The sequence below is a fragment of the Halomonas bluephagenesis genome (genome assembly GCF_054790765.1).
In genome coordinates this window covers 2,580,305-2,602,717 of record NZ_CP133631.1, presented here as the reverse complement: position 1 = coordinate 2,602,717, position 22,413 = coordinate 2,580,305, and the positions used below count along the sequence as shown (strand labels likewise).

Below are 22,413 nucleotides of genomic sequence, written 5' to 3'. Positions count from 1 at the left end.
CCATCGTTTAGTGTTCAATCTGGCGGTGGTACACGCACATTTATTGGTTTATTAACGGTAGCGTAACTGAACGCCGACCTGCCCTTGCACATCGCGAAGAGCCAACAGTAAATCGTCGCTGGGAGCGACTTTCCATTCATCAGCCAACGCCATCCAGCCAACCGCTTCTGAGTGGCGATACTGCAGCCGTACTGGCAACCCGCCGGTATCGCGGTAAGGACTAAGACTCTCGCGCAGGCTATCGACTAAACGCCCGTTGATCTGTTCAGCATCTAGTGCCAACTCCACCGCCTCACCATAGCGAATTCGCGCAGTCACCATCGGAGTAACGTCTTTACCCCGCAAGCGCAAGCCACCAGAAAAGTCATCGTTTGATACTTCACCTTCAACGATAATCACTTGGTCAGATTCGATTTGGCCCCGCAGTTGGTCAAATAGTTCGCCAAACAAGGAAGCTTCGATGCGCCCGGTACGGTCATCCAGTGTAATAAACGCCATCGTATCACCGCGCTTGGACTTCATTGTGCGCATCGCCACCACTAGGCCAGCCACACGCTGGGGCTCACGCGAGGCTTTCAAATCACTAATACGGGTAGAGACAAAGCGCTTTAGTTCTCGCTCATACTCATCAATGGGATGGCCGGTCAGATAGAGGCCCAGCGTATCTTTTTCCCCAGAAAGGCGCTCACGATCTGTCCATTCACGGGCACCTTGGTACTCAGCATAAGGATCCGTTTCTTCCTCTTCCGCAGTAAACGCATCGCCAAACATATCCAGCATACCCAGATTTTGGTTGGCATGGTTTTGAGCAGCCGCTTTCAAGGCGTCTTCCATCGCGGCGGCGAGTACCGCCCGGTTAGGGCCAAGATTATCCAGTGCGCCAGAGCGAATCAGCGCTTCTAGCGTCCGCTTGTTCATCCGTTTAGGATCAATGCGGCGACAAAAATCGAAAAGATCTTTAAATGGACCATCAGTGCTACGAGCTTCAACAATCGCACCAATCGGGCCTTCACCCACACCGCGAATGGCACCCAGGCCATAAACCACGCGCCCTTCCGTATCAACGGTAAACTTGTAGCCACCGACATTAACATCCGGCGGTGTGACAGTAAGCTTGAGGTGGCGGCACTCCTCAATTAGCGGCACCACCTTGTCCAGGTTATCCATTTCCGTTGACATAACGGCGGCCATAAACGGGCCAGGATAGTGCGCTTTCAACCAGGCGGTTTGATAAGACACCAAGGCGTAGGCGGCAGAGTGGGACTTGTTAAAACCGTAACCGGCGAATTTCTCGACAAGGTCAAAGATATTTCCGGCAAGATCTTTATCAATACCGTTGGCGGCACAGCCTTCCATAAAGCCTGAACGCTGCTTAGCCATCTCTTCGGGCTTTTTCTTACCCATGGCGCGGCGCAGCATGTCGGCCTGACCCAATGAATACCCAGCCATTACCTGAGCAATCTGCATGACCTGCTCTTGGTACAAAATAATGCCGTATGTCGGGCTGAGTACCGGCTTTAGCAGGTCGTGCTGATAATCTGGGTGTGGGTAAGAGACTTCGGCACGGCCGTGCTTACGATTGATAAAGTCATCAACCATGCCAGACTGCAGCGGGCCTGGGCGGAATAGCGCCACCAGGGCGATCATATCGTCGAGGGAGTCTGGCAGCAGGCGCTTAATCAGCTCCTTCATACCACGAGATTCCAACTGGAAAACGGCGGTGGTTTCCGCTCGCTTAAGCATCTCAAACGTTTTGCTGTCATCCAGTGGAATAGCGTCGATATTAAGTGGCGCTTGACCGTTTACCCCCCGCACTTTATCGACCATTTCCAGTGCCCAGTCGATAATCGTCAGCGTTCGCAAGCCCAAGAAGTCGAACTTCACTAGCCCGGCGTCTTCGATGTCGTTTTTATCGAACTGCACCACCAGGCCAGAGCCATCTTCATCGCACAGTAGCGGCGAGAAATCGGTCAATTTGGTGGGGGCAATCACGACGCCCCCCGCGTGCTTACCGGTACCCCGGGTGGTGCCCTCTAGCTTGAGGGCCATTTCCCAGATCTCTTCGGCTTCTTCGTCATTGCCGATGAATTCTTTCAGGGCCGGTTCTTGCTCTATCGCTTTAGCAAGCGTCATACCCACTTCAAAGGGAATCAGCTTGGAGAGCTTATCGCCCAAGGAGTAAGGCCGCCCCTGGGCACGCGCCACATCGCGCACCACCGCCTTAGCGGCCATGGTGCCAAAGGTAACAATCTGAGAGACCGCGTTGCGGCCATAGCGATTAGCCACATATTCAATCACCTTGTCGCGCTTTTCCATGCAAAAGTCGACGTCAAAATCGGGCATGGAGACACGTTCAGGGTTAAGAAAGCGCTCGAACAGCAGGTCATAGCCAATCGGGTCAAGGTCAGTAATTTTTTGCGCGTAAGCCACTAATGAGCCTGCACCAGAACCACGCCCTGGGCCCACTGGCACGTTGTTATCCTTGGCCCACTGGATGAAGTCCATCACGATCAGGAAGTAACCAGGAAACCCCATCTGGATAATAACGTTCAGCTCGAATTCAAGCCGGTCACGGTAGCGCTGATCAATCTCGCGATATACGTCGCTATCGCGGGGATACTGTTCAACAGGGAACAGAAAATCTAACCGTTCAGTGAGGCCGTCATGGGAGACTTTGCGGAAAAACTCATCCTGGGTCATCCCTTCAGGAATTTCGAACTCAGGTAGAAATATCTCGCCCAACCGCACGTCGACGCTACATCGCTCAGCAATCATGACGCTGTTTTCAAGCGCCTCAGGAATATCGGCAAACAGTGCGGCCATTTCCTCAGGGCTTTTTAGGTACTGCTCTTCGGTGTAACGTCGTTCGCGGCGCGGGTCATCCAAAGCCTTGCCTTCACCAATGGCAACGCGGGTTTCGTGTGCCCAGAAGTCTTCCCGCTCTAAAAAGCGCACGTCATTGGTCGCCACTACCGGGGTGTTCGACTCAATCGCTAGCTTCACACTCGCGTGAACACAATCTTCTTCAAGCGGCCGTCCGGTGCGGATGAGTTCCAGATAAAAACGGTCTGGAAAGGCGCGTTGCCACTCTTCTAACAGCTCCCGTGCTTCGCGCTCATGATCAGACAGCAAGTGGCGACCTATCTCGCCTTCACGTCCACCTGATAGTGCAATTAACCCTTCGCTTTGCGCTAGCACCCACTGTTTGTCCAGAATGGCTCGCCCTTGGCGCTGGCCATCGGTCCACCCTTTAGAAATCAATTCAGTGAGGTTGCGGTAACCAACATCGTTCATCGCCAGCAGCGTAATGCGGTACGGATGGCTCTCATCATGGGGGTTGTACAGCCATAAGTCGCTACCGATGATGGGCTTAAGACCAGCACCCTGGGCCGCTTTGTAGAACTTAACCAAACCAAACAGGTTGGCTTCATCGGTTAAGGCCAGCGCCGGCATCCCGCGCTCAGCGGTGGTACCGACCAGTGACTTGAGTTTTACCAAGCCATCAACCAGGGAGTATTCACTGTGCAAACGTAGATGAACGAACGGAACCGTCATGGGACTCTCAGCAACAAGGCTAGATAAATAGAAAAAGCTTACAGCAGCGCTAACTGACGCTGGACCGGCGCAAAACTTCGGCGGTGCTCAGCAAGCGGTCCGTGGGCAGACAATGCCGCCAAATGTTCTTTCGTTGGATACCCTTTGTGGCGGGCAAAGCCATAATCAGGATAGCGCAGATCCAGTTCAGTCATCTGTGCATCACGGGCCACCTTGGCCAAAATTGACGCAGCGGCGATAGCAGGATGGCGGGCATCGCCTTTTACCACCGCTTGCCCAGGAAGTTCGTGTCCGGGCAAACGATTCCCATCCACCAACAAATATTCTGCTGCTGGCACCAAGGCATCAATGGCACGCCGCATAGCAAGATGGGTGGCATGGTAGATATTTAGTTGATCAACCTCCGCAGCACTGGCTTCGGCCACGGCAAACGCTAGCGCTCGTTCGCGAATTTGCACATCCAACGCTTCGCGTTTTTTAGCGGTGAGTTTTTTTGAATCCGTCAGTCCTTCAATAGGCCGACTAGGATCAAGGATCACCGCCGATGCGACAACACTGCCGACCAGTGGCCCACGCCCAACTTCATCAACGCCCGCTAAGAACTCACCACGATAGTCGATTACTAAGGGAGGATAGTCGGTCGGCTTAACGGCCATGTTTACTCCCTTTTTGTGCAGCTATTTCGTTGCTATCCAATGGTTGGCCCGCCACCAGCGAGGTAATTGCCTGTGCGGCCCGCTGGCTGGCATGGCGCTGTAACGCACGGTGCATATCGGCAAAGCGAGCTTCCAGAGCATTGCGTTTTTGCGCATTATTAAGCATTTCGTCAAGTCGATCAGCGATCGTTTCTGGTGAAGCGGCGTCCTGAATCAGCTCTGGCACGACGCCCTCTTGAGCAATCAAATTGGGCAGTGAAATCCACTCGGTTTTCACCAACCGCTTTGCCAGCCAGTGGGTCATCGGTGCCATTTTATAAGCCACTAGCATTGACCGATGACATAACATAGCTTCTAGCGCAGCGGTGCCCGAGGCCAACAGCACAGCATCACTGGCTACCATCGCCTCGCGCGCTTGACCTTCTAGGAGCATGACCCGCTCGCTTAGCGTGGGGTAGCTTGCCAGTAGCTGGCTGATTTCTTGATAACGCTGGTGGGTCGCTGCGGGAATGACCACATGCAGCGCTTCATTACGCTGACAGAGCAGCTCAGCAGCACGCAAAAACGTATCACCAAGAAAGCGTATTTCATTGCCCCGAGAACCTGGCAACATTGCCAGAATCGGCGCTTGAGCAGGCAGTGCAAGTGCTTGGCGAGTCGCTTGACGATCATTCTCGAGAGGTAACTCATCCGCTAATGGATGGCCAACAAAGGCGACCGGCACATGATGGCGATGGTAAAAGTCAGCCTCAAAGGGCAGTAACGTCAACATGCCATCGACCGCCTTGGCAATCTTTTTCACACGCCCCTGCCGCCATGCCCATACCGAAGGGCTGACATAGTGGGCAGTTTTTAATCCGGCAGCACGTAGCTGTTTCTCAAGGCCGATATTAAAGTCAGGCGCGTCGATGCCAATCATAATATCTGGCTGCCAAGCGAGCGCTTCTTCGCGCAGAGTGCGGCGCACGCGAATGAGCTCAGGCAGATGTTTTATGACCTCAACTAGGCCCATCACCGATAACGTTTCAAGGGGAAAACGGCTCGTCAACCCATGAGCTTCCATACGAGGGCCGCCCAGCCCACGAAACTCAATATCTGGATGGCGCAGTTTCAGCTCGTGCATCAATCCTGCTCCGAGGATATCGCCGGAGAGTTCGCCTGCAACAATATAGACGCGCTGAAGTGTCATGATGAGCGGGGAAGTAGTGGCATTTGAATCCATCGTTGATGTCGGCTAGACATCAATGTCATTAGCGGACGATACCCCGCGTTGACCGCTCAATAGAGTCGGCAAACGTGGTGACTTCTGGCAGATCGAACCGGCTGCGCATTTCGCTAACCGCTTGCTCGACAGTTAAACCTTGGCGGTATACCAGCTTGTAGGCGCTGCTTAACGCATTGATCGCGTCACGGCTAAAACCACGGCGTTTCAAGCCAACAAGGTTAAGGCCTCGCGCTTCAGCAGGGTTGCCATTGATCATCACAAAGGCAGGCGTGTCTTTAGTAATAATCGACCCGCCTCCTGCCATCGCATGTTCACCAAAGTGGCAAAACTGGTGAACGGCCGCAAGGCCGCCCAGAATAGCGTGATCGCCCAGAACAACATGGCCTGCCAGAGTGACTTGGTTGGCTAAAATACAGTCGTTGCCAATCACACAGTCATGACCTACATGAACGTATGCCATAAACAGGTTACGCGAACCAATGGTAGTTTCGCCGCGATCCTGCACGGTACCACGATGGAGGGTAACGCCTTCACGAACAACGTTATCATCCCCCATTACCAACCGCGTTGGCTCGCCCGCGTATTTTTTGTCTTGGCAGTCTTCTCCTACCGAAGCAAACTGAAAAATTCGCGTACGCTCACCTAGCACAGTAGGCCCTTTAATAACCACGTGCGGGCCTATCACAGAACCAGCGCCAATCGTGACATCTGGCCCAATAACACTAAACGGGCCAACCTCAACGCTGTCAGCAAGCTGCGCTTTGGGATCAACCAGTGCAGTAGGATGTATCAAGCTACCTTCCTCTCAGCACAAATAATTTCCGCCTCACAGGCTAATTCATCGTTAACGGTGGCACGGCAGGCGAACTTCCAAATGCCACGTTTTCCACGGATAACATTGGCTTCCAACACTAATTGGTCACCCGGCATCACAGGGCGCTTGAAGCGCACATTGTCGCTTCCTACCAAATAGTAAACATAGCCGTCAGCAGGCAGTTTATTGACCGTTTTAAAGCCTAAAATACCGCACCCCTGCGCCAGCGCCTCTAATACTAAAACACCAGGCATAATGGGGTGGTGCGGGAAATGGCCATTAAAGAACGGCTCGTTAATACTGACATTTTTGTACGCAACGATGGATTCGCCCACGGTTAATTGCGTCACTCGATCCACCAGTAAAAACGGGTAGCGGTGAGGCAAGTATTCGCGAATTTCGTTAATATCCATAACCATCGTAACGACCTCTAAAATGACAAAAGGCCTGAGTCAAATCAGGCACGCGCCAGCAAGTTTGCTGGTTAAAAAGCAGTAAATTATAACCTGCTGCTATCCAGCCTCAAGCTCCCTGCCTCTAAATTGCTGGCATAACTACTCACTGCGATGGCTTTTCTCTAAACGAGATAAGCGCTTGGCTATTTCATCTAGCTGTTTAAATCGCACCGCATTCTTACGCCACTGGGTATTGTTCATGGCTCCGGTACCCGATGAATAGACACCTGGTTCATGAATCGAATTAGTCACTAGACTCATACCCGTTACCTGCACGCCGTCACAAATAGTAAGGTGTCCGGAAAGTCCAACGCCTCCTCCAAGCATGCAGTGCTTACCCACCTTGGTGGAACCCGCAATACCAACACAGCCCGCTAATGCGCTGTGATCACCAATGATCACGTTATGCGCAATCTGTACCTGGCTGTCGATTTTTACATCGTTGCCAATTATGGTGTCTCCCAACGCGCCACGGTCAATGCTTGAACAACTGCCGACCTCAACGTCATCGCCGAGCACAACCCCGCCCAATTGAGCAATTTTATGCCAACCGGCACCGTCATGGGCAAAGCCGAAACCATCACCACCGACCACACAACCACTTTGCAAAATCACTCGTTTGCCCACCACAACACCGTGGCAAACAGTAACGTTAGCGTGTAGCCGTGTATCATCGCCAATCACACTATCAGCACCAATCACACTGCCGGCACCAACCACCACACGCTCACCTAACACCACTCCGGCTTCAATCACCGCATGCGCTTGAACGGAAACGCCTTCGCCCAACATAGCGCCATCCGCCACAACGGCTGTGGGATGAATACCTGTGATATCCCGGGCAGGTAGCGGATCAAATAGCTGGGAAAGCTTCGCGTAGCCTAAATAAGGATTGGCCATCTCTAAGCGTGGAACAGGGCAGTTCTTGCCATGCTCAGGATGAAGCAATACTGCCGCTGCTTTAGTGGTTGATAGATCCTTTAAATACGCACGGTTAGCGAGGAAGGCGACTTGGTCAGGCGCGGCTTCTTTAAGCGTTGCAAGACCCCGAATCGGCTGTCCGGCGTCGCCTTCAAAATCGACGTCCAAGTGACGTGCAATATCCGCAAGGGTGAGATGATGAGAAGCGTGCGTCATGGGAGCCCAGAGAAACATGGGTGCGGGCTAGCCGCACCGACAGTCATAAAATTAGTTTAGCGAATCAAAAATCTGTGTGACCTCATTAGTCACATTAGGCAGGTCAGTCGATGAGTGCAACACCCCTTGAGGCTCGACCAAAACATCAATATTGTGACGCTCCAGCACCTGTTCTACCGCTCGCTCCAGCTTGGACTCAGCACCCTCAAGGAACCGCTGCTCAGATGATTGCTGCGCTTGGAGCACTTCGCGGCGCAGTTGCTCAAAGCGGCTGCCCTTTTGCTGAAGCTCAGCAATGAGCGGGTCTCGCTGAGATTGAGACATCGTCTCGCCTTCGCGCTGCAGTCGTTCTTGCAGCCGTTGAAGCTCTTCTCCCAACGCTTGAGCCTCGCGCTGCTGGTTACCGATTTGGCCTTCCAGTTGGCTCAACGATGACTGAGCCGACTGTGTATTCATCAACGCGGCGCGCCAGTCAAGCACTGCCACTTCTGCGGCAACGGCGTAGGCGGGTAGCGTCATTGCACCAAGTAGGCACACAGCTGCTGTCAGTTTACGCATCGTGTTAACTCCTTTTTATTAGATGGGTACCGAAGGTATCCCACCATGTTAGAACGTTTGGCCCAGCGAGAACTGGAAGAACTGAGTATCGTCACCGCTTTTATCGCTTAACGGCTCTGCCACGCTGAAGGTCAATGGGCCTACCGGCGTTAGCCACGAAAGACCGATACCAACGCTGTAGCGCAAGTCACTCAGGTCGACTCCAGAGCTGCATTGCTGGCGCCCAACATCTGCTTCCTGCACATCATAGCAAGAACTCAAGAAGGTATTACCCGCGTCAAGGAAGAGCGACGGTTGAATCGCACGCTGATCTTCAACAAAGGGCATTGGGAAGAGCCCTTCTGCTGAACCTTCCACCAGCACGTTACCACCCAATGTACGGTCACGACCGCCATCTCGAGTCGGCGTTGTACGTTGGCCTAGGGTGTTTGATGTAAAGCCACGCACTGAACCTAAACCACCCGCATAGAAGTTCTCGTAGAACGGATAAGGGTCATTACTACCCAGCGTGTCGGCATAACCTAAATTACCCGTAAACTTCAGCGCCCAGGTCTGGTCATCGTTAATCGGGAACAACTGCTGAGCACGAGCACGTAGCTTGTAGTACTCCGCATCGCTACCGGGGACACCCGTCTCTAGCGATAGGCGTTGATAGTTGCCCGCTGTTGGCATAATGCCACGGTTCAAGTTATTACGTGTCCAGCTCGCCGTTAGCTTCAGGCTCTGCGCGTTATCGCCCTGATCTTCGACATAACGAATAATTTCTGAAGCAGAGTCGTCATAGGTTTTAACCTTGATTTCTTCAATGCTGGCGCCAAAGTTCAGACGAGAAAGTTCACTAATGGGATAACCGAAGTTAATACCAGCACCGTAAGCATCGGTGGAGAACGTCGAAATATCGGAGTCGCCATAATCAGTTTCCCGATAAAACAGGTTATAGCCACGCGAAATCCCATCCAGTGTCCAATAGGGATCCGTGAATGCAAAGTTAACACTGGTAAACGTATCACTACGTTGTGCGCCTACGTTGACGCGATTACCGGTGCCCAAGAAGTTGTTTTGCGCCAGACCAACGCCATAAATCCCCCCGGCGCTTTGCGAGAAGCCGACGCTGGCAGATATCGAACCAGACGGCTGCTCTTCGACGTTATAGGTTACGTCTAGTAAGTCGGGCTGCCCAGGAACCGGCTGCGTATCAACCTCCACTTGGCTGAAGAAGCCAAGGCGTTCAAGGCGTTGACGCGACTGAGTAATCGACTCGGTCGAGGCAGGAGCACCTTCTAATTGGATCATTTCTCGACGCAATACTTCATCTTGTGTCGTGGTATTGCCATAAAATTCAATACGACGCACATAGGTGCGTTGACCGGGGTTGACCGCAATCACTAAATCAACCGTTTCACCATCACCCGCCATTTCAGGGATACCCTGAACCTCGGCAAACGCAAAGCCTTCCGCTCCCAATCGCTGGCGAATCGCTTCTGTAGATGCGTTGAGGTCTCCACGAGAGAACGTATCACCACGGCTAACGGTCAATAACTCGTTCGCTTCGTTTTCGCTAATTTGCAGGTCACCTGCAAAACGAATGTCGCCTACTTGGAACTGATTGCCTTCATCAATATTTAACGTGATGAATATTTCTGACTTCTCAGGACCAATCGATACCTGCGTTGAGGTGACATCAAAATTAACGTAACCACGGTCCAGGTAGAAGGAACGTAACCTCTCTATGTCCCCTGCTAGCGCTTCGCGGGAGTAATCATCCTTAGAGAACCAACCAAAAACACGTCCTGGTCGATCATTTAGCTCAAATACATCGCGCAGCGTGTCGTCGTCGAATGCCTCATTACCAACAATATTAATCTGTCGGATTTTAGCGACTTCGCCTTCATTGACATTGATATTAACCTGGACGCGGCCTTCATCAATTTCATCAACTTCGACGTCGATGCCTGCGCTGTAGCGCCCCTGAGCTTGATAAACCCCTTCAAGCTCACGTTGAATTTCTTCCAACGTGGAAAGTTGTAGCACCTGCCCTTCGGAAAGGCCTGATTCGCGTAAGCCGTTGCGCAAATCCTCATCAGAAATCTGCTGATTCCCCTCGATGTTCAAGCGCGCGATAGTCGGCCGCTCAACCACTTGGATAACCAGCACATCACCCTCTCGTGCTAGGGAGACATCTTCAAACAAGCCTGTGGCAAACAAATCACGCGCAGCGGCAGCGAGCTGCTGTTCGCTAACGCGATCATTGGCATTGACGGGAAACGCATTAAAGACCGAGGCGGCAGATACCCGCTGCAGTCCTTCCACACGAATGTCGGAAACATCAAAGGATTGTGCTTGGGCACTGCTGGTACCTACCAGCAACAGTGCCGCCATTCCAAGGGTCTTGATTTTCATGCAGTCAGTTCGCTCGCGTTGGTCTGCCCATCATTCCAGATAGGCACCATATACATTTGTGCAGGCAGATGACAAGGCATCCAGCGCCCTACACGCGTCATTACCACAGGCGCATCAGATCAAAATAGAGAGCCATCAACATTAGGGTGCCTACCATGGCAAGCCCAATACGCAACCCTACTGCTTGCGTTTGCTCAGAGACCGGCCGCCCACGCACGACCTCTATAAAATAATAAAGTAAATGCCCACCATCGAGCACGGGTATTGGCAATAGATTAAGCACGCCAAGACTGATGGAAAGATACGCTAGAAAGCCTACAAACGCTTCCATTCCCGCACGAGCAGAGTCACCTGAGATCTGCGCAATGGTAATCGGCCCCGAAAGGTTCGACGGCGAGATAAGCCCCACCAGCATCTTGCGGATAGCATCTACTGTCAGCAGCGTCATCTCACCTGTGCGTGATAGCGCTTGACCGACGGCTTCTACAGGCCCGTAACGAATTTCACGCTGAAGCTCTTCGGGCCATGTTACCTGCTGTGCCCCGGCACCAATGTACCCAACCTCGCCGCCACTCTCCAGCGTATTACGGCCAGGCGTTAAAGAGAGGCTACTCTGTTCATCGCCACGCTGGTAACCAACCTCTAGGGTTTGGCCTGCACTTTCTCGAATAACCGAGACAAATTGCATCCAGTCATCAATTGGCTCGCCATTCAGCGACAAAATATGACCCCCCGCCCGAAGACCAGCTTGGGAAGCCGCTTGGCCATCAATCACTTGGCCTAGTACCGCAGGTACGTTGGGGCGCCAAGGCGTAATACCCAAACTCTGCAGTGGCTGAGGCGGATCCTGGCGAACCATGTAGTTTGCAACAGGAAGCTGATAAACCCGAGAGGCATTAGACCCTTCAGGCTGCGCCTCAAGCATCAAGTCGCCATTAAACCCGATCATAGAGACAAGCTTTAAATTAATCTCTTCCCAGGAGCGCATAGCATCCCCCTGGATCGAGGTAATTTCAGCACCGTGAGCAAGCCTTGCCTCCGCCGCGGGAGAGTTAGGAGTAACATCGCCAACGATGGGAGCAACGGTTGTAGTACCAGCAACAAACAGTGCCCAGTAGGCAACAATCGCAAGTAAAAAATTTGCAATCGGGCCAGCGGCAACAATGGCAATACGCTGCCACACGGTTTTGCGGTTAAACGCCTGATCCAACTGCTCTTCGGGCACAGGCGCTTCGCGCTCGTCCAGCATCTTTACATAGCCGCCTAGCGGTATGGCCGCTACCGCGAACTCAGTGCCGTGACGATCAACGGTCGACCACAGCGGCTTGCCAAAGCCGACTGAGAAACGTAGCACCTTCACACCGCAGCGCCGCGCCACCCAGAAATGGCCAAACTCGTGGAAGGTTACCAACAACCCAAGTACCACGATTACCGCTAATATGTTCTGTATCAGGCCCACTCTTCGCTCCTTTACACGACTCGCTGATCAACGATGGCTGATGCTAAGCGAACTACTGGCATACTATTAGTGCCGTTTGCTCCCGTGCCCACTGATCTGCGGATAGTATCTGCTCAAGCGTGTCGGCACGTTCTTCAAACGGTAGAGCCATCACTTTTGCCACTACATCAGCAATCGCGCTGAAGCCAAGCTGGCCTTCCAGAAAAGCACCTACAGCAACCTCATTCGCTGCGTTCAAAATCGCAGGAGCGGCACCTCCCTTATGCATTGCCTCACGGGCGAGCTTCAAGCAGGGAAAGAGCGCTTCATCGGGAGCTTCGAAGTCCAGACGCGCCACCTGAAAAAGATCCAGCGTTTCAACACCCGCATCAATCCGTTCCGGCCACGCCAAACCATAAGCGATCGGTGTGCGCATATCAGGATTACCCAGCTGCGCAATCACCGAACCATCATCATAGGCAACCATAGAGTGAATAACGCTTTGCGGATGAACCACGACCTGTATCTGATCAGGCGTTGCATCAAATAGCCAGCACGCTTCGATAAGTTCCAATCCTTTATTCATCAACGTCGCGCTGTCGACGGAGATTTTGCGCCCCATTGACCAGTTAGGATGATGGCAAGCCTGCTCGGGCGTCACCTTGGCAATATCTTCTGCCAGCCAGCCACGAAAAGGCCCTCCAGAGGCGGTAAGCAGCAGTTGGCGAACACCGTGCTGACGCAATCCTCCCCTGTGCTCGGTAGGTAGACACTGGTAAATAGCATTATGTTCGGAATCAATCGGCAATAAAGTAGCACCTGAGCGTGCAATAGCGTCCATAAACAGCGCACCACTCATCACCAGCGCTTCTTTATTGGCTAACAGCACGCGCTTACCTGACTCAGCAGCCGCTAATGCGGGAAGCAGACCCGCTGCGCCAACAATAGCGGCCATCACCGTATCTACATGCGTTTCTCGCGCAACCTGGCAAAGCGCCTCTGGCCCCGCTAGAACGTTAGTAGAGAGTCCTGACGCTGAAAGTGCTTGCTGCAACCAGGCCGCATCACCCGGATTATCTAACACGGCAACCGCTGGCTGATGAACGCGACATTGCGCTAAGAGCGCTTCTTTTGACGTATGAGCCGTTAAGGCATAAACGCGATAGCGGTCAGGGTATTGAGCAATGACATCAAGGGTGCTTTTACCAATTGAGCCTGTTGAACCAAGCACTGTAATGCGCTGAACAGCTGGTTGGCTCATAGGACGCTCACCTGTGGGTGGAGCACCTGCAAATAGAACAGTGCAAAAATAGGCACTGCTGCCGTCAGGCTATCAATGCGGTCCAGTACACCGCCATGGCCTGGCAAGAGCTGGCTTGAATCCTTGATGTCTCGATAGCGCTTAAGCATACTTTCCAGCAGATCACCAAGCACTGAAATCAGCGTAACTAAACCGGTAATCACTACCAGTGCGACTCCCCCCATAAGGCTAATGGGCTGCCACACCGCGAACATAATCGCTAGCAATAATGTGGCCGCAAGACCACCGTAAACACCCTCCCAGGACTTACCTGGACTTACTTTTGGAGCAAGCTTGTTTTTCCCCCAACGCCTGCCAGCAAAGTAGGCGCCGATATCCGCAGTCCAGACCAGCAATAGCACAAATAGCAACCATACAGCGCCACTATCGCGAAGCACGTTGAACCCTACCCAGCACGGCAGCAGCACCCAGATCCCCATTAGCAACCGTCGAGAGGTGGCTTGCCATTGACCGGCGGTATTAGGATAGTGCGTCACCCAATAAAGATTAATCACCCACCCCACAGCTGCCAGCCAAAGCGGCCAAGCGGCAAACGCTGCCCCACCTAGCCACATAGCCAGCATTAATACCGCCATAACGGCTACCAGGGAAAAGCGCGTTCCCTGGCGAGCTACACCGGCTAAGTTGGTCCACTCCCAAGCACCTAACAGCACAATAAACGCTGTAAAAAGTGCAAAGGCCCCGCCTTGTAGTCCGAACAAGCCGATCAGCGTTAGGGGCGCCAACCAGGCTGCAGTAATCATCCGCTGTTTAAGCACCTTGCGCCTCAATTTGTGCGTCGGTCATACCAAAACGACGGCGACGCAGGCAAAAATCGTCTAGTGCCTCATCAAGTGCCGCCCCGTTGAAATCTGGCCAGAGCAGTGGCGAAAAATGCAACTCTGCGTAAGCCAACTGCCATAACATAAAGTTAGATAGCCGTTGCTCTCCGCTGGTGCGGATACACAAATCTACCGGCGGTACATTGTGCGTATTCATCGCCGCATCAAGGCGAGTCTCATCAATGTCAGAGGCCACTAACTCACCTGCGGCTACTTGCTCCGCCAACTGCCTAGCTGCTCGTGCAAGATCCCATTGGCCGCCGTAGTTGGCAGCGATAACCAAATGCATGCCAGTATTCTCTGCGGTCAACGCCTCGGCGCGCTGAATATGCTTTTGAATAGCATGGGAGAAGCCTCGCTGTTCGCCAATAATTGACAGGCGAATATTACGCTCGTTGAGCTTTTTGACTTCGCGTTTAAGCGCCATCAAAAACAGCTCCATCAAGGCATTCACCTCGGCCGCTGGACGCTTCCAATTTTCACTCGAAAAAGCAAAAAGACTCAATGTTTGAACGCCTCGCTGCGCAGCGCGTTCAATAACCGCTCGCACGGCTTCGACACCGGCTCGGTGACCGCGCACCCCGGAAAGTCCACGTGCCCGTGCCCAACGGTTATTACCATCCATAATAATAGCAACATGGGATGGCGGCGCCTCCTCGGATCGAGAAGGCGTCGCGCCGTCCTGCTGCGCTTGGGGAAGCTGCGGAGACGTCATGGGTTCTCGCACCAAAGATCAGTCATAATAAAGCCAAGCGATGGCCCACGGGCAGCCAAGCTCCCCGTGGTTGATTGAAAGCAGGTAGCTATTTTTACAGTAATAACTATACCTGCATGAGATCCTGTTCTTTTGCGGCAAGCGCTTTATCGATCTCAGCAATATACTTATCCGTCAGCTTCTGGATTTCGTCTTCACCCTGGCGCTGATCGTCTTCGGTAATCTCTTTATCTTTCAGCAAAGATTTAAAATCACCGTTGGCATCACGACGCACGTTACGCACCGCCACGCGCGCATGCTCGGCTTCGCTACGCGCTTGTTTGATGTAACCTTTGCGCGTTTCTTCCGTCAACATCGGCATCGGCACACGAATGACATTACCTGCGCTGGCAGGATTAAGACCCAAGTCAGACGTCATAATCGCCTTCTCAATCTTGGGCACCATGCCCTGCTCCCAAGGCGTCACTGTCAGCGTACGAGCGTCTTCCACGTTAACGAAAGCCACTTGATTTAGCGGCACTTGGCCACCGTAATAATCAACGGTAACAGCGTCGAGAATACTGGGATGAGCACGCCCCGTACGGATCTTGTTGAAGTTACTGTGCAGCGCTTCAACGCTTTTCTTCATGCGAGATTCTGCATCTTTCTTGATGTCATTGATCACGATATTACCCTCTGTCTATCAGCGTGCCTTCCTTGCCCCCTACTACCAAATTCAGCAGGGCACCAGGCTTATTCATATCAAATACCCGCACCGGCATATTATGGTCACGTACCAGGCAGATTGCGGTCAAATCCATAACACCCAATTTTTGGTCTAGGGCATCGTCGTAAGAGAGCTGGTCGTACTTCACGGCATCGGGATGTTTAACCGGATCTTTATTGTACACGCCGTCCACCTTGGTGGCCTTTATCACCACGTCAACATCTACTTCAATGCCTCGTAAGCAGGCTGCAGAGTCGGTCGTGAAGAAAGGGTTACCCGTACCAGCAGAAAACAGCACCACATCCCCCGACGTTAAATAACGGATGGCGGTGCGGCGATCATAATGCTCCACCACACCACTCATGGGAATCGCTGACATTACCCGCGAGCGAATATTAGAGCGCTCAAGTGCATCCCGCATTGCTAGCGCATTCATCACTGTTGCCAGCATTCCCATGTGGTCACCCGTGACCCGATCCATGCCGGCTTCATTAAGTGCCGCGCCACGGAACAGGTTTCCACCACCAATCACAATACCCACCTGAACGCCAATGCCAACCAACTGGCCGATCTCTAGCGCCATACGATCCAGCACTTTCGGATCAATACCAAAATCGTGCTCACCCATTAGCGCTTCGCCAGACAACTTCAGCAAAATACGCTTGTATTTTGATTTCGACTTTTCAGTCTTGCTGACAGTAACCGCGGGGGTGGACTCTTGAACTTCACGTGACATGGCATCTCTCCTGAGGCAGACCTGAACACAGGCGGGCGAGACGACCCCAATTTTTCACAGGGGCCGGATACACAAAGGCGTGCGCTCGCGCGCACGCCATCTTCTTTCTGAAACCTCTGACCTTAGCGACGGCCAGCCTGTTCCATAACTTCTTTAGCAAAGTCGACTTCTTCTTTCTCGATGCCTTCGCCCACTTCAAAGCGAGTAAAGCTAACCACTTCGCCACCTACCGCTTTCACGAACTCGGCAACGGACTGGTTCGGGTCTTTAACGAACGGCTGTTCGGTCAGGCTGTTCTCGGCCAGGTACTTTTTCAGACGGCCTTGAACCATTTTCTCAGCGATCTGCTCAGGCTTACCGGCCATGTCCGGCTGGGCCAGAATAATCGCTTTTTCTTTATCCAGCTCTTCCTGCGGCATGTCTTCTGGATGTGCAACCGACGGATTGATCGCTGCAACGTGCATAGCAACGTCTTTAGCAGCTTCCGAGTTACCACCTTTCAGAACAGTCAGAACGCCAATACGGCCGCCGTGAACGTATTCACCGACCAAACCGCCTTCAACAGCGTTCACAACAACGGCACGACGCACACCGATATTCTCGCCGATTTTCTGTACTAACTGCTCACGAGTCGACTCGAGATCGCCAGCCATTACCGCTGCAACGTCTTCGTTTTTCGCCGCAAAGAACGCATCAACGATCTTGTTGGTGAAAGCGATGAAGTTGTCGTCACGGGCAACGAAGTCAGTTTCGGAGTTGATCTCGACCATCACACCGTAGCTGCCGTCTTCTGCTACACGAGTAACAACGGCGCCTTCTGCAGCGGTACGACCCGCTTTCTTCGCGGCTTTAAGGCCAGAGCTTTTACGCAGGTTCTCGATTGCAACTTCGATATCACCGTCGGCTTCAGTAAGTGCTTTTTTACACTCCATCATGCCAAGACCGGTACGTTCGCGCAGTTCCTTAACCTGAGAGGCGCTGATAGCTGCCATGAGTTTTCACCTCGGAAATGGTTCTAGCTGAAAGTTAAATGCGCTACAGAGTATAGGCTCGGTAGATGACCGTTGCGTATCACTTTGCAGAGCATTCGCCGGCATTGAGTGTCCGGCATGTTCGGCCCGCTTGAGCGAACTCAAAGCGGGAAAAAGGGGGCGTAAGGCCCCCTCTTAAACACATGATGCGGCTTACCTGGCCGCCGCACCACTGCAACCGTTACTCGGCAGCAGCGTCAGTGTCGGCAGAAGCGGCTTCTTCAGTCACTTCGACAAACTCATCCGGACGACCTTCTTTCGCACGACCACACGCGTCAGCAATTGCTTTCACGTAGATCTGAATAGCGCGGATGGAGTCATCGTTACCCGGGATCACGTAATCAACGCCATCTGGGTTTGAGTTGGTATCTACCACACCAATAACCGGGATACCCAGCTTGTTGGCTTCGTTGATCGCGATGCGCTCGTGGTCAACGTCGATAACGAACAGTGCGTCAGGAAGGCCGCCCATGTTCTTGATACCGCCGATAGAACGTTCAAGCTTGTCCTGCTCACGCGTCGCCATCAAGACTTCTTTCTTGGTCAGCTTCTCGAACGTACCGTCTTCGCGCATTGTTTCTAAGTCGCGCAGACGCTTGATGGACTGACGAATAGTCTTGAAGTTAGTCAGCATGCCACCCAACCAGCGATGGTTGACGAACGGCTGGTTAACGCGGTTTGCTTCTTCTTTGATGATCTTGCTAGCGCTGCGCTTGGTGCCAACAAACAAAATTTTGTTGTTGGATGCCGCCATCTTCTCAACCACGTCGATCGCTTCGTTCAGCGCCGGCAAAGTGTGCTCGAGGTTGATGATATGAATCTTATTGCGCGCGCCGAAGATGAACTTACCCATCTTCGGATTCCAGTACTTGGTTTGGTGACCGAAGTGAGCGCCTGCTTTCAGCAGGTCACGCATATTAACGTGAGACATGATAAAACTCCTGAAACTCGGGTTAGGCCTCCACGCACCCCATGGATCCGACCAGTGGCGTCGTTAAACGTCGCCAACGGCACCCGGGACCATGTGCCGGTGCATGTGTGTTTTCAAGGCTTGCTGTTTAGCAACACAGAATTCCCGCATTGCGTTTAAATAGCCTTTCTGCAGATGACCAACCGACAAAGAAGCATTGGATGGCGATTGCAGGAAAGCGCGCGGCTTTATACCATAGATCATTACCAAGATGAAGTCACAGCGCATGTAACGGTCTTAATTTACCGCTCACTATTGCCGTTCACCACTTACTTTAGAGTCTACATCGAGAATTCATGAACGTTCCTATCAAGACGCCTTCTGAAATCGAGAAAATGCGCGAAGCCGGGCGCCAAGCCGCCAGCGTCATTGAAATGATCACTCCCCAGATCAAAGCGGGGATATCGACGGGTGAAATTGATCGCCTGTGCCACGATTTCATTGTTAATAATTTAGGCTCTACGCCTGCGCCGTTGAACTACCACGGTTTTCCGAAAGCAACCTGCACATCGATCAATCACGTGGTCTGTCATGGTATTCCTGATGATGCCAAAAAGCTGAAGAACGGCGACATAATGAATCTGGATATTACCGTCAGAACGACTGATGGTTACCACGGTGATTCCAGCGTGATGTTCGTGATTGGCGACACAATCCAGGGCGAGCGCTTATGCCGCATCACTCAAGAGTGTCTATACAAAAGCATTGAGCTGGTAAAGCCAGGCGTACGCCTGTCGGAACTTGCCCGCGCTATTCAGCAACATGCTGAAGCCCACGGCTATTCCGTGGTACGCGATTTCTGCGGCCACGGCATCGGTGCCGATTTCCACGAAGATCCGCAGTTTCTTCACTATGATGGTTATGCGTCAGATGCCGACATCCGACTGGAAGCTGGCATGTGCTTTACCATCGAGCCGATGATTAATGTAGGTGGCTATAAAACCAAGGTGCTGCGCGATGGCTGGACAGCGGTCACTAAAGACCGAAGCTTGTCAGCTCAGTGGGAGCACACGCTGCTGGTCACGGAAACCGGTGTTGACGTGCTGACCGCACGCAGCGACGAAGACTTCAGTTTTCTGAATCGCTGATGCTTCTTCACCACTACCGGTTCGAGCCGGACACCACGCTTTATGATCTCGCTATGTTTCGTACCGAACTAGCTGGATCACGCTCCCCTATTGCGCCGTTTAAAGCGGCGCTTCGAGAGCTACAAGCCAGGTTGGATGAACAGTTTCGTTCCGGGGCAGATATACGCGACTTAGTCCGCGGACGGGCGTGGTATCTGGATCAGTTGCTAGCCATCGCCTGGGAACAGCACGATTGGCCTGACGAGGGTGTTGCTTTGGTGGCTGTGGGTGGCTATGGGCGTGGCGAGCTGCATCCGCACTCAGATATCGACCTCCTGCTGCTACTAGAGCACGATGACGACACCCTCTACCGCGAGCCACTAAGCGCTTTCATTACTTTCTTATGGGATATCGGTCTTGAGATCGGCCATAGCGTGCGCTCGCTTAATGACTGTGAGCGGGAAGCTGAAGCCGATGTCACCGTGATTACCAACCTACTGGAATCACGGCTTATCGCTGGCCCTGAACACCTTCGCCAAAAGATGCGTGAACGGCTTAGCGCCGAGCATATTTGGCCTGCTGACCGCTTTTTCGAAGCGAAGTGGCAAGAACAAATTGCTCGCCACTACCGTTACAACAACTCTGAATACCATCTAGAGCCAAACCTCAAAAGCTCCCCAGGTGGCCTGCGTGATATTCAAATGATTGGCTGGGTGGCCAAACGCCACTTTGGCACTGAGCACTACGCCGACATTGTCGCGAATGGCTTTATGAATGATGCCGAGCTTCGCATCTTAAGCCAGGGCCAAGCCTTTTTGTGGCAGGTGCGTTATGCCCTGCACATGCTGACAGACCGTGCCGAAGACCGATTGCTGTTTGATCACCAGCGCACCATTGCCGAAATGTTTGGCTTTCGGGATACCCCAGAGCGCTTAGCGGTTGAACAGTTTATGAAACGCTACTATCGGCATGTGACCGCCCTGGCCGGGCTTAACGATATGCTGTTACAGCACTTCGATGAGGTTATCCTGCGCGGTAAAGAGGCGTTGGAAACCGTCAAACTGAACGAGCGCTTCGAAATCAAGGGCGGTTATATCCAGGTGCGTTCACGTAACCTGTTCCGTGAACGCCCTGCGGCCATGCTGGAATTGTTCCTGCTAATGGCCAAGCACCCGGAAATAGAAGGCGTACGCGCTGACACCATTCGCTTGATCCGCGACCACCGCCATCAAATCGATGATCACTACCGCGAAGACCCGCGCCATCAGCGGCTGTTCATGTCCATTTTACGGGCTCCCGGCAATGTCCCTCGTCAGTTAAGGCGCATGAATCGTTATGGCATCTTAGGCAAGTATCTTCCAGAATTTGGTCGCGCTGTCGGGTTGATGCAACATGACTTGTTTCACATTTACACAGTAGACGCCCACACCCTCCGCTTGCTGAAGTTTTTACACGGCTTTCGCAAATCGGATGCTAAAGATGACTTCCCCGTCCCAGCCACACTGATTCATCAACTGCCGAAAATGGATCTGCTGTGGATTGCCGGACTGTTTCACGATGTTGGTAAAGGCCGCGGCGGCGATCATTCTGAGATTGGCGCACGTGATGTTGAACAATTCTGTCACCGTCACCACGTTTCCCAACACGATACCAATTTACTGCGCTGGCTGGTGGAGCATCACCTACTGATGTCCATGACCGCTCAGAAGCGTGACATTAGCGATCCAGACGTGATCCGCGACTTTGCCCTAACCGTACGCGACGAGACCCGCTTAGATTACCTCTACGTGCTCACAGTGGCCGACATAAACGCCACCAACCCCACTCTGTGGAACGGTTGGCGCGCGTCACTGTTGCGCCAGCTTCATGCCGAAACCAAGCGTGCACTGCGACGGGGGCTAAAAAATCCGCCTGACCGAGATGACTGGGTGCGCGAAACCCGTACTGAAGCCCGCTCATTACTGCAAACAGTCGGCGTAGACAGCGCTCAGATTGATCAACTGTGGGAATCCCTCGGCGAAGACTATTTTCTTCAATACGCGCCCAGCGAAATTGTTTGGCAGACCCAAGGTATTCTTGCCCATCAGCCGTCTATTTTGCCGTTGGTCTTAATTAGTGCGCCCACCGCCGATATGGCCGAAGGTGGCACTAAGGTCTTTATCCACACCCGTTCGGTAGACGATTTATTTGCGGCGACCGCCGCCGCCATGGAGCAACTAGGCCTATCTATCCATGATGCCCGCATCGCCACCTCGCACAACGACTGGACGCTCAACACGTTTATTGTGCTAGATCATTATGGCCAGCCTATCCGTGATCCTGAGCATATTGAGGAGATGCGTCGGCACCTCGTCGAAGAGCTGGATGACCCGGATGACTATCCAGAGATCGTTACGCGCCACACACCGCGCCAACTTAAGCACTTTAAAGTGCCCACCGAGGTAGTGATTGAGCAGGACCCAGCCAACGAACGTACGCTGCTAGAGCTGACGGCCCCAGACCGCCCCGGCCTGCTGGCTCGCGTCGGGCGTATTTTTATGGAACAGGATATTGCCTTATCGGCGGCGAAAATTGCCACGCTGGGTGAACGGGTTGAAGACGTTTTCTTTATCACCACGAAAGCGGGTGAACCGCTAACCGATCCAGAACGGCAACAGCAGCTTCGCGAACGGCTTATCGAAGTGTTAGGCGTGTAAGCGTTCAAATGTGAGCGACACCTTGGTGGTTAAGTTTGAGGTGGCACCAGGGGTTGCCTATAATCGGCGGTTTAGTTGGTCGTTTTACAGACATCCAACACCGCCTTTAGGC

General features: G+C 52.9%; 18 protein-coding genes. 2 read left to right on the top strand and 16 right to left on the bottom strand.

The features are described 5' to 3' along the window. Positions 1 to 51: 51 nt before the first annotated feature. The 16 genes from dnaE to rpsB all read right to left on the bottom strand — a co-directional run bounded on the left by dnaE (position 52) and on the right by rpsB (position 18,499). Positions 52 to 3,555, bottom strand: a complete 3,504-nt coding sequence (gene dnaE / locus REH51_RS11705; RefSeq protein ID WP_009724155.1) for a DNA polymerase III subunit alpha — start codon at positions 3,553 to 3,555, stop codon at positions 52 to 54. Between the two features lie 38 nt (positions 3,556 to 3,593). Continuing rightward, positions 3,594 to 4,211: a ribonuclease HII gene (gene rnhB, locus REH51_RS11700; protein WP_009724154.1), complete on the bottom strand. Its 618-nt coding sequence runs from the start codon at positions 4,209 to 4,211 to the stop codon at positions 3,594 to 3,596. Beyond that, positions 4,201 to 5,400, bottom strand: a complete 1,200-nt coding sequence (gene lpxB / locus REH51_RS11695) for a lipid-A-disaccharide synthase (RefSeq protein WP_039869458.1) — start codon at positions 5,398 to 5,400, stop codon at positions 4,201 to 4,203. Before lpxB ends, rnhB begins: the two co-directional genes overlap by 11 nt. Positions 5,401 to 5,461: 61 nt before the next feature. Continuing rightward, positions 5,462 to 6,229 carry an acyl-ACP--UDP-N-acetylglucosamine O-acyltransferase gene (gene lpxA / locus REH51_RS11690; protein WP_009724152.1) on the bottom strand — a complete coding sequence of 256 codons (768 nt, stop codon included), beginning with the start codon at positions 6,227 to 6,229 and terminating at the stop codon, positions 5,462 to 5,464. Then, positions 6,226 to 6,669, bottom strand: coding sequence for a 3-hydroxyacyl-ACP dehydratase FabZ (gene fabZ / locus REH51_RS11685; RefSeq protein ID WP_498935817.1), 444 nt, complete (start codon positions 6,667 to 6,669; stop codon positions 6,226 to 6,228). Before fabZ ends, lpxA begins: the two co-directional genes overlap by 4 nt. Before the next feature lie 135 nt (positions 6,670 to 6,804). Further along, positions 6,805 to 7,842 carry a UDP-3-O-(3-hydroxymyristoyl)glucosamine N-acyltransferase gene (gene lpxD, locus REH51_RS11680; protein WP_039869456.1) on the bottom strand — a complete coding sequence of 346 codons (1,038 nt, stop codon included), beginning with the start codon at positions 7,840 to 7,842 and terminating at the stop codon, positions 6,805 to 6,807. Between the two features lie 51 nt (positions 7,843 to 7,893). Then, positions 7,894 to 8,400 carry an OmpH/Skp family outer membrane protein gene (locus REH51_RS11675; protein ID WP_009724149.1) on the bottom strand — a complete coding sequence of 169 codons (507 nt, stop codon included), beginning with the start codon at positions 8,398 to 8,400 and terminating at the stop codon, positions 7,894 to 7,896. A gap of 48 nt (positions 8,401 to 8,448) precedes the next feature. Beyond that, positions 8,449 to 10,800: an outer membrane protein assembly factor BamA gene (bamA, locus tag REH51_RS11670; RefSeq protein ID WP_498935815.1), complete on the bottom strand. Its 2,352-nt coding sequence runs from the start codon at positions 10,798 to 10,800 to the stop codon at positions 8,449 to 8,451. A gap of 100 nt (positions 10,801 to 10,900) precedes the next feature. Next, positions 10,901 to 12,259, bottom strand: a complete 1,359-nt coding sequence (rseP, locus tag REH51_RS11665; RefSeq protein ID WP_498935813.1) for an RIP metalloprotease RseP — start codon at positions 12,257 to 12,259, stop codon at positions 10,901 to 10,903. 52 nt (positions 12,260 to 12,311) lie between these two features. After that, complete coding sequence (gene ispC / locus REH51_RS11660) at positions 12,312 to 13,499, bottom strand: 1-deoxy-D-xylulose-5-phosphate reductoisomerase (protein WP_009724146.1); 1,188 nt, start codon at positions 13,497 to 13,499, stop codon at positions 12,312 to 12,314. Beyond that, positions 13,496 to 14,317, bottom strand: coding sequence for a phosphatidate cytidylyltransferase (locus tag REH51_RS11655; protein WP_234667917.1), 822 nt, complete (start codon positions 14,315 to 14,317; stop codon positions 13,496 to 13,498). Before REH51_RS11655 ends, ispC begins: the two co-directional genes overlap by 4 nt. Beyond that, a complete protein-coding gene (gene uppS / locus REH51_RS11650; protein ID WP_009724144.1) occupies positions 14,310 to 15,095 on the bottom strand; it encodes a polyprenyl diphosphate synthase in 786 nt (261 codons plus the stop codon). The genes REH51_RS11655 and uppS overlap by 8 nt, the downstream gene beginning before the upstream one ends. A 106-nt stretch (positions 15,096 to 15,201) precedes the next feature. Next, positions 15,202 to 15,759 carry a ribosome recycling factor gene (gene frr, locus REH51_RS11645; protein WP_498935811.1) on the bottom strand — a complete coding sequence of 186 codons (558 nt, stop codon included), beginning with the start codon at positions 15,757 to 15,759 and terminating at the stop codon, positions 15,202 to 15,204. 4 nt (positions 15,760 to 15,763) lie between these two features. Beyond that, positions 15,764 to 16,537, bottom strand: a complete 774-nt coding sequence (gene pyrH, locus REH51_RS11640) for a UMP kinase (RefSeq protein WP_009724142.1) — start codon at positions 16,535 to 16,537, stop codon at positions 15,764 to 15,766. Positions 16,538 to 16,659: 122 nt separating this feature from the next. Continuing rightward, positions 16,660 to 17,529: a translation elongation factor Ts gene (gene tsf, locus REH51_RS11635; RefSeq protein WP_009724141.1), complete on the bottom strand. Its 870-nt coding sequence runs from the start codon at positions 17,527 to 17,529 to the stop codon at positions 16,660 to 16,662. Positions 17,530 to 17,749: 220 nt separating this feature from the next. After that, positions 17,750 to 18,499: a 30S ribosomal protein S2 gene (gene rpsB / locus REH51_RS11630; protein ID WP_009724140.1), complete on the bottom strand. Its 750-nt coding sequence runs from the start codon at positions 18,497 to 18,499 to the stop codon at positions 17,750 to 17,752. Positions 18,500 to 18,834: 335 nt separating this feature from the next. Here rpsB and map point away from each other — a divergent pair, with 335 nt between their 5' ends. Then, positions 18,835 to 19,626: a type I methionyl aminopeptidase gene (map, locus tag REH51_RS11625; RefSeq protein ID WP_009724139.1), complete on the top strand. Its 792-nt coding sequence runs from the start codon at positions 18,835 to 18,837 to the stop codon at positions 19,624 to 19,626. Then, positions 19,626 to 22,301: a [protein-PII] uridylyltransferase gene (locus REH51_RS11620; RefSeq protein WP_498935809.1), complete on the top strand. Its 2,676-nt coding sequence runs from the start codon at positions 19,626 to 19,628 to the stop codon at positions 22,299 to 22,301. The genes map and REH51_RS11620 overlap by 1 nt, the downstream gene beginning before the upstream one ends. Positions 22,302 to 22,413: the final 112 nt, after the last annotated feature.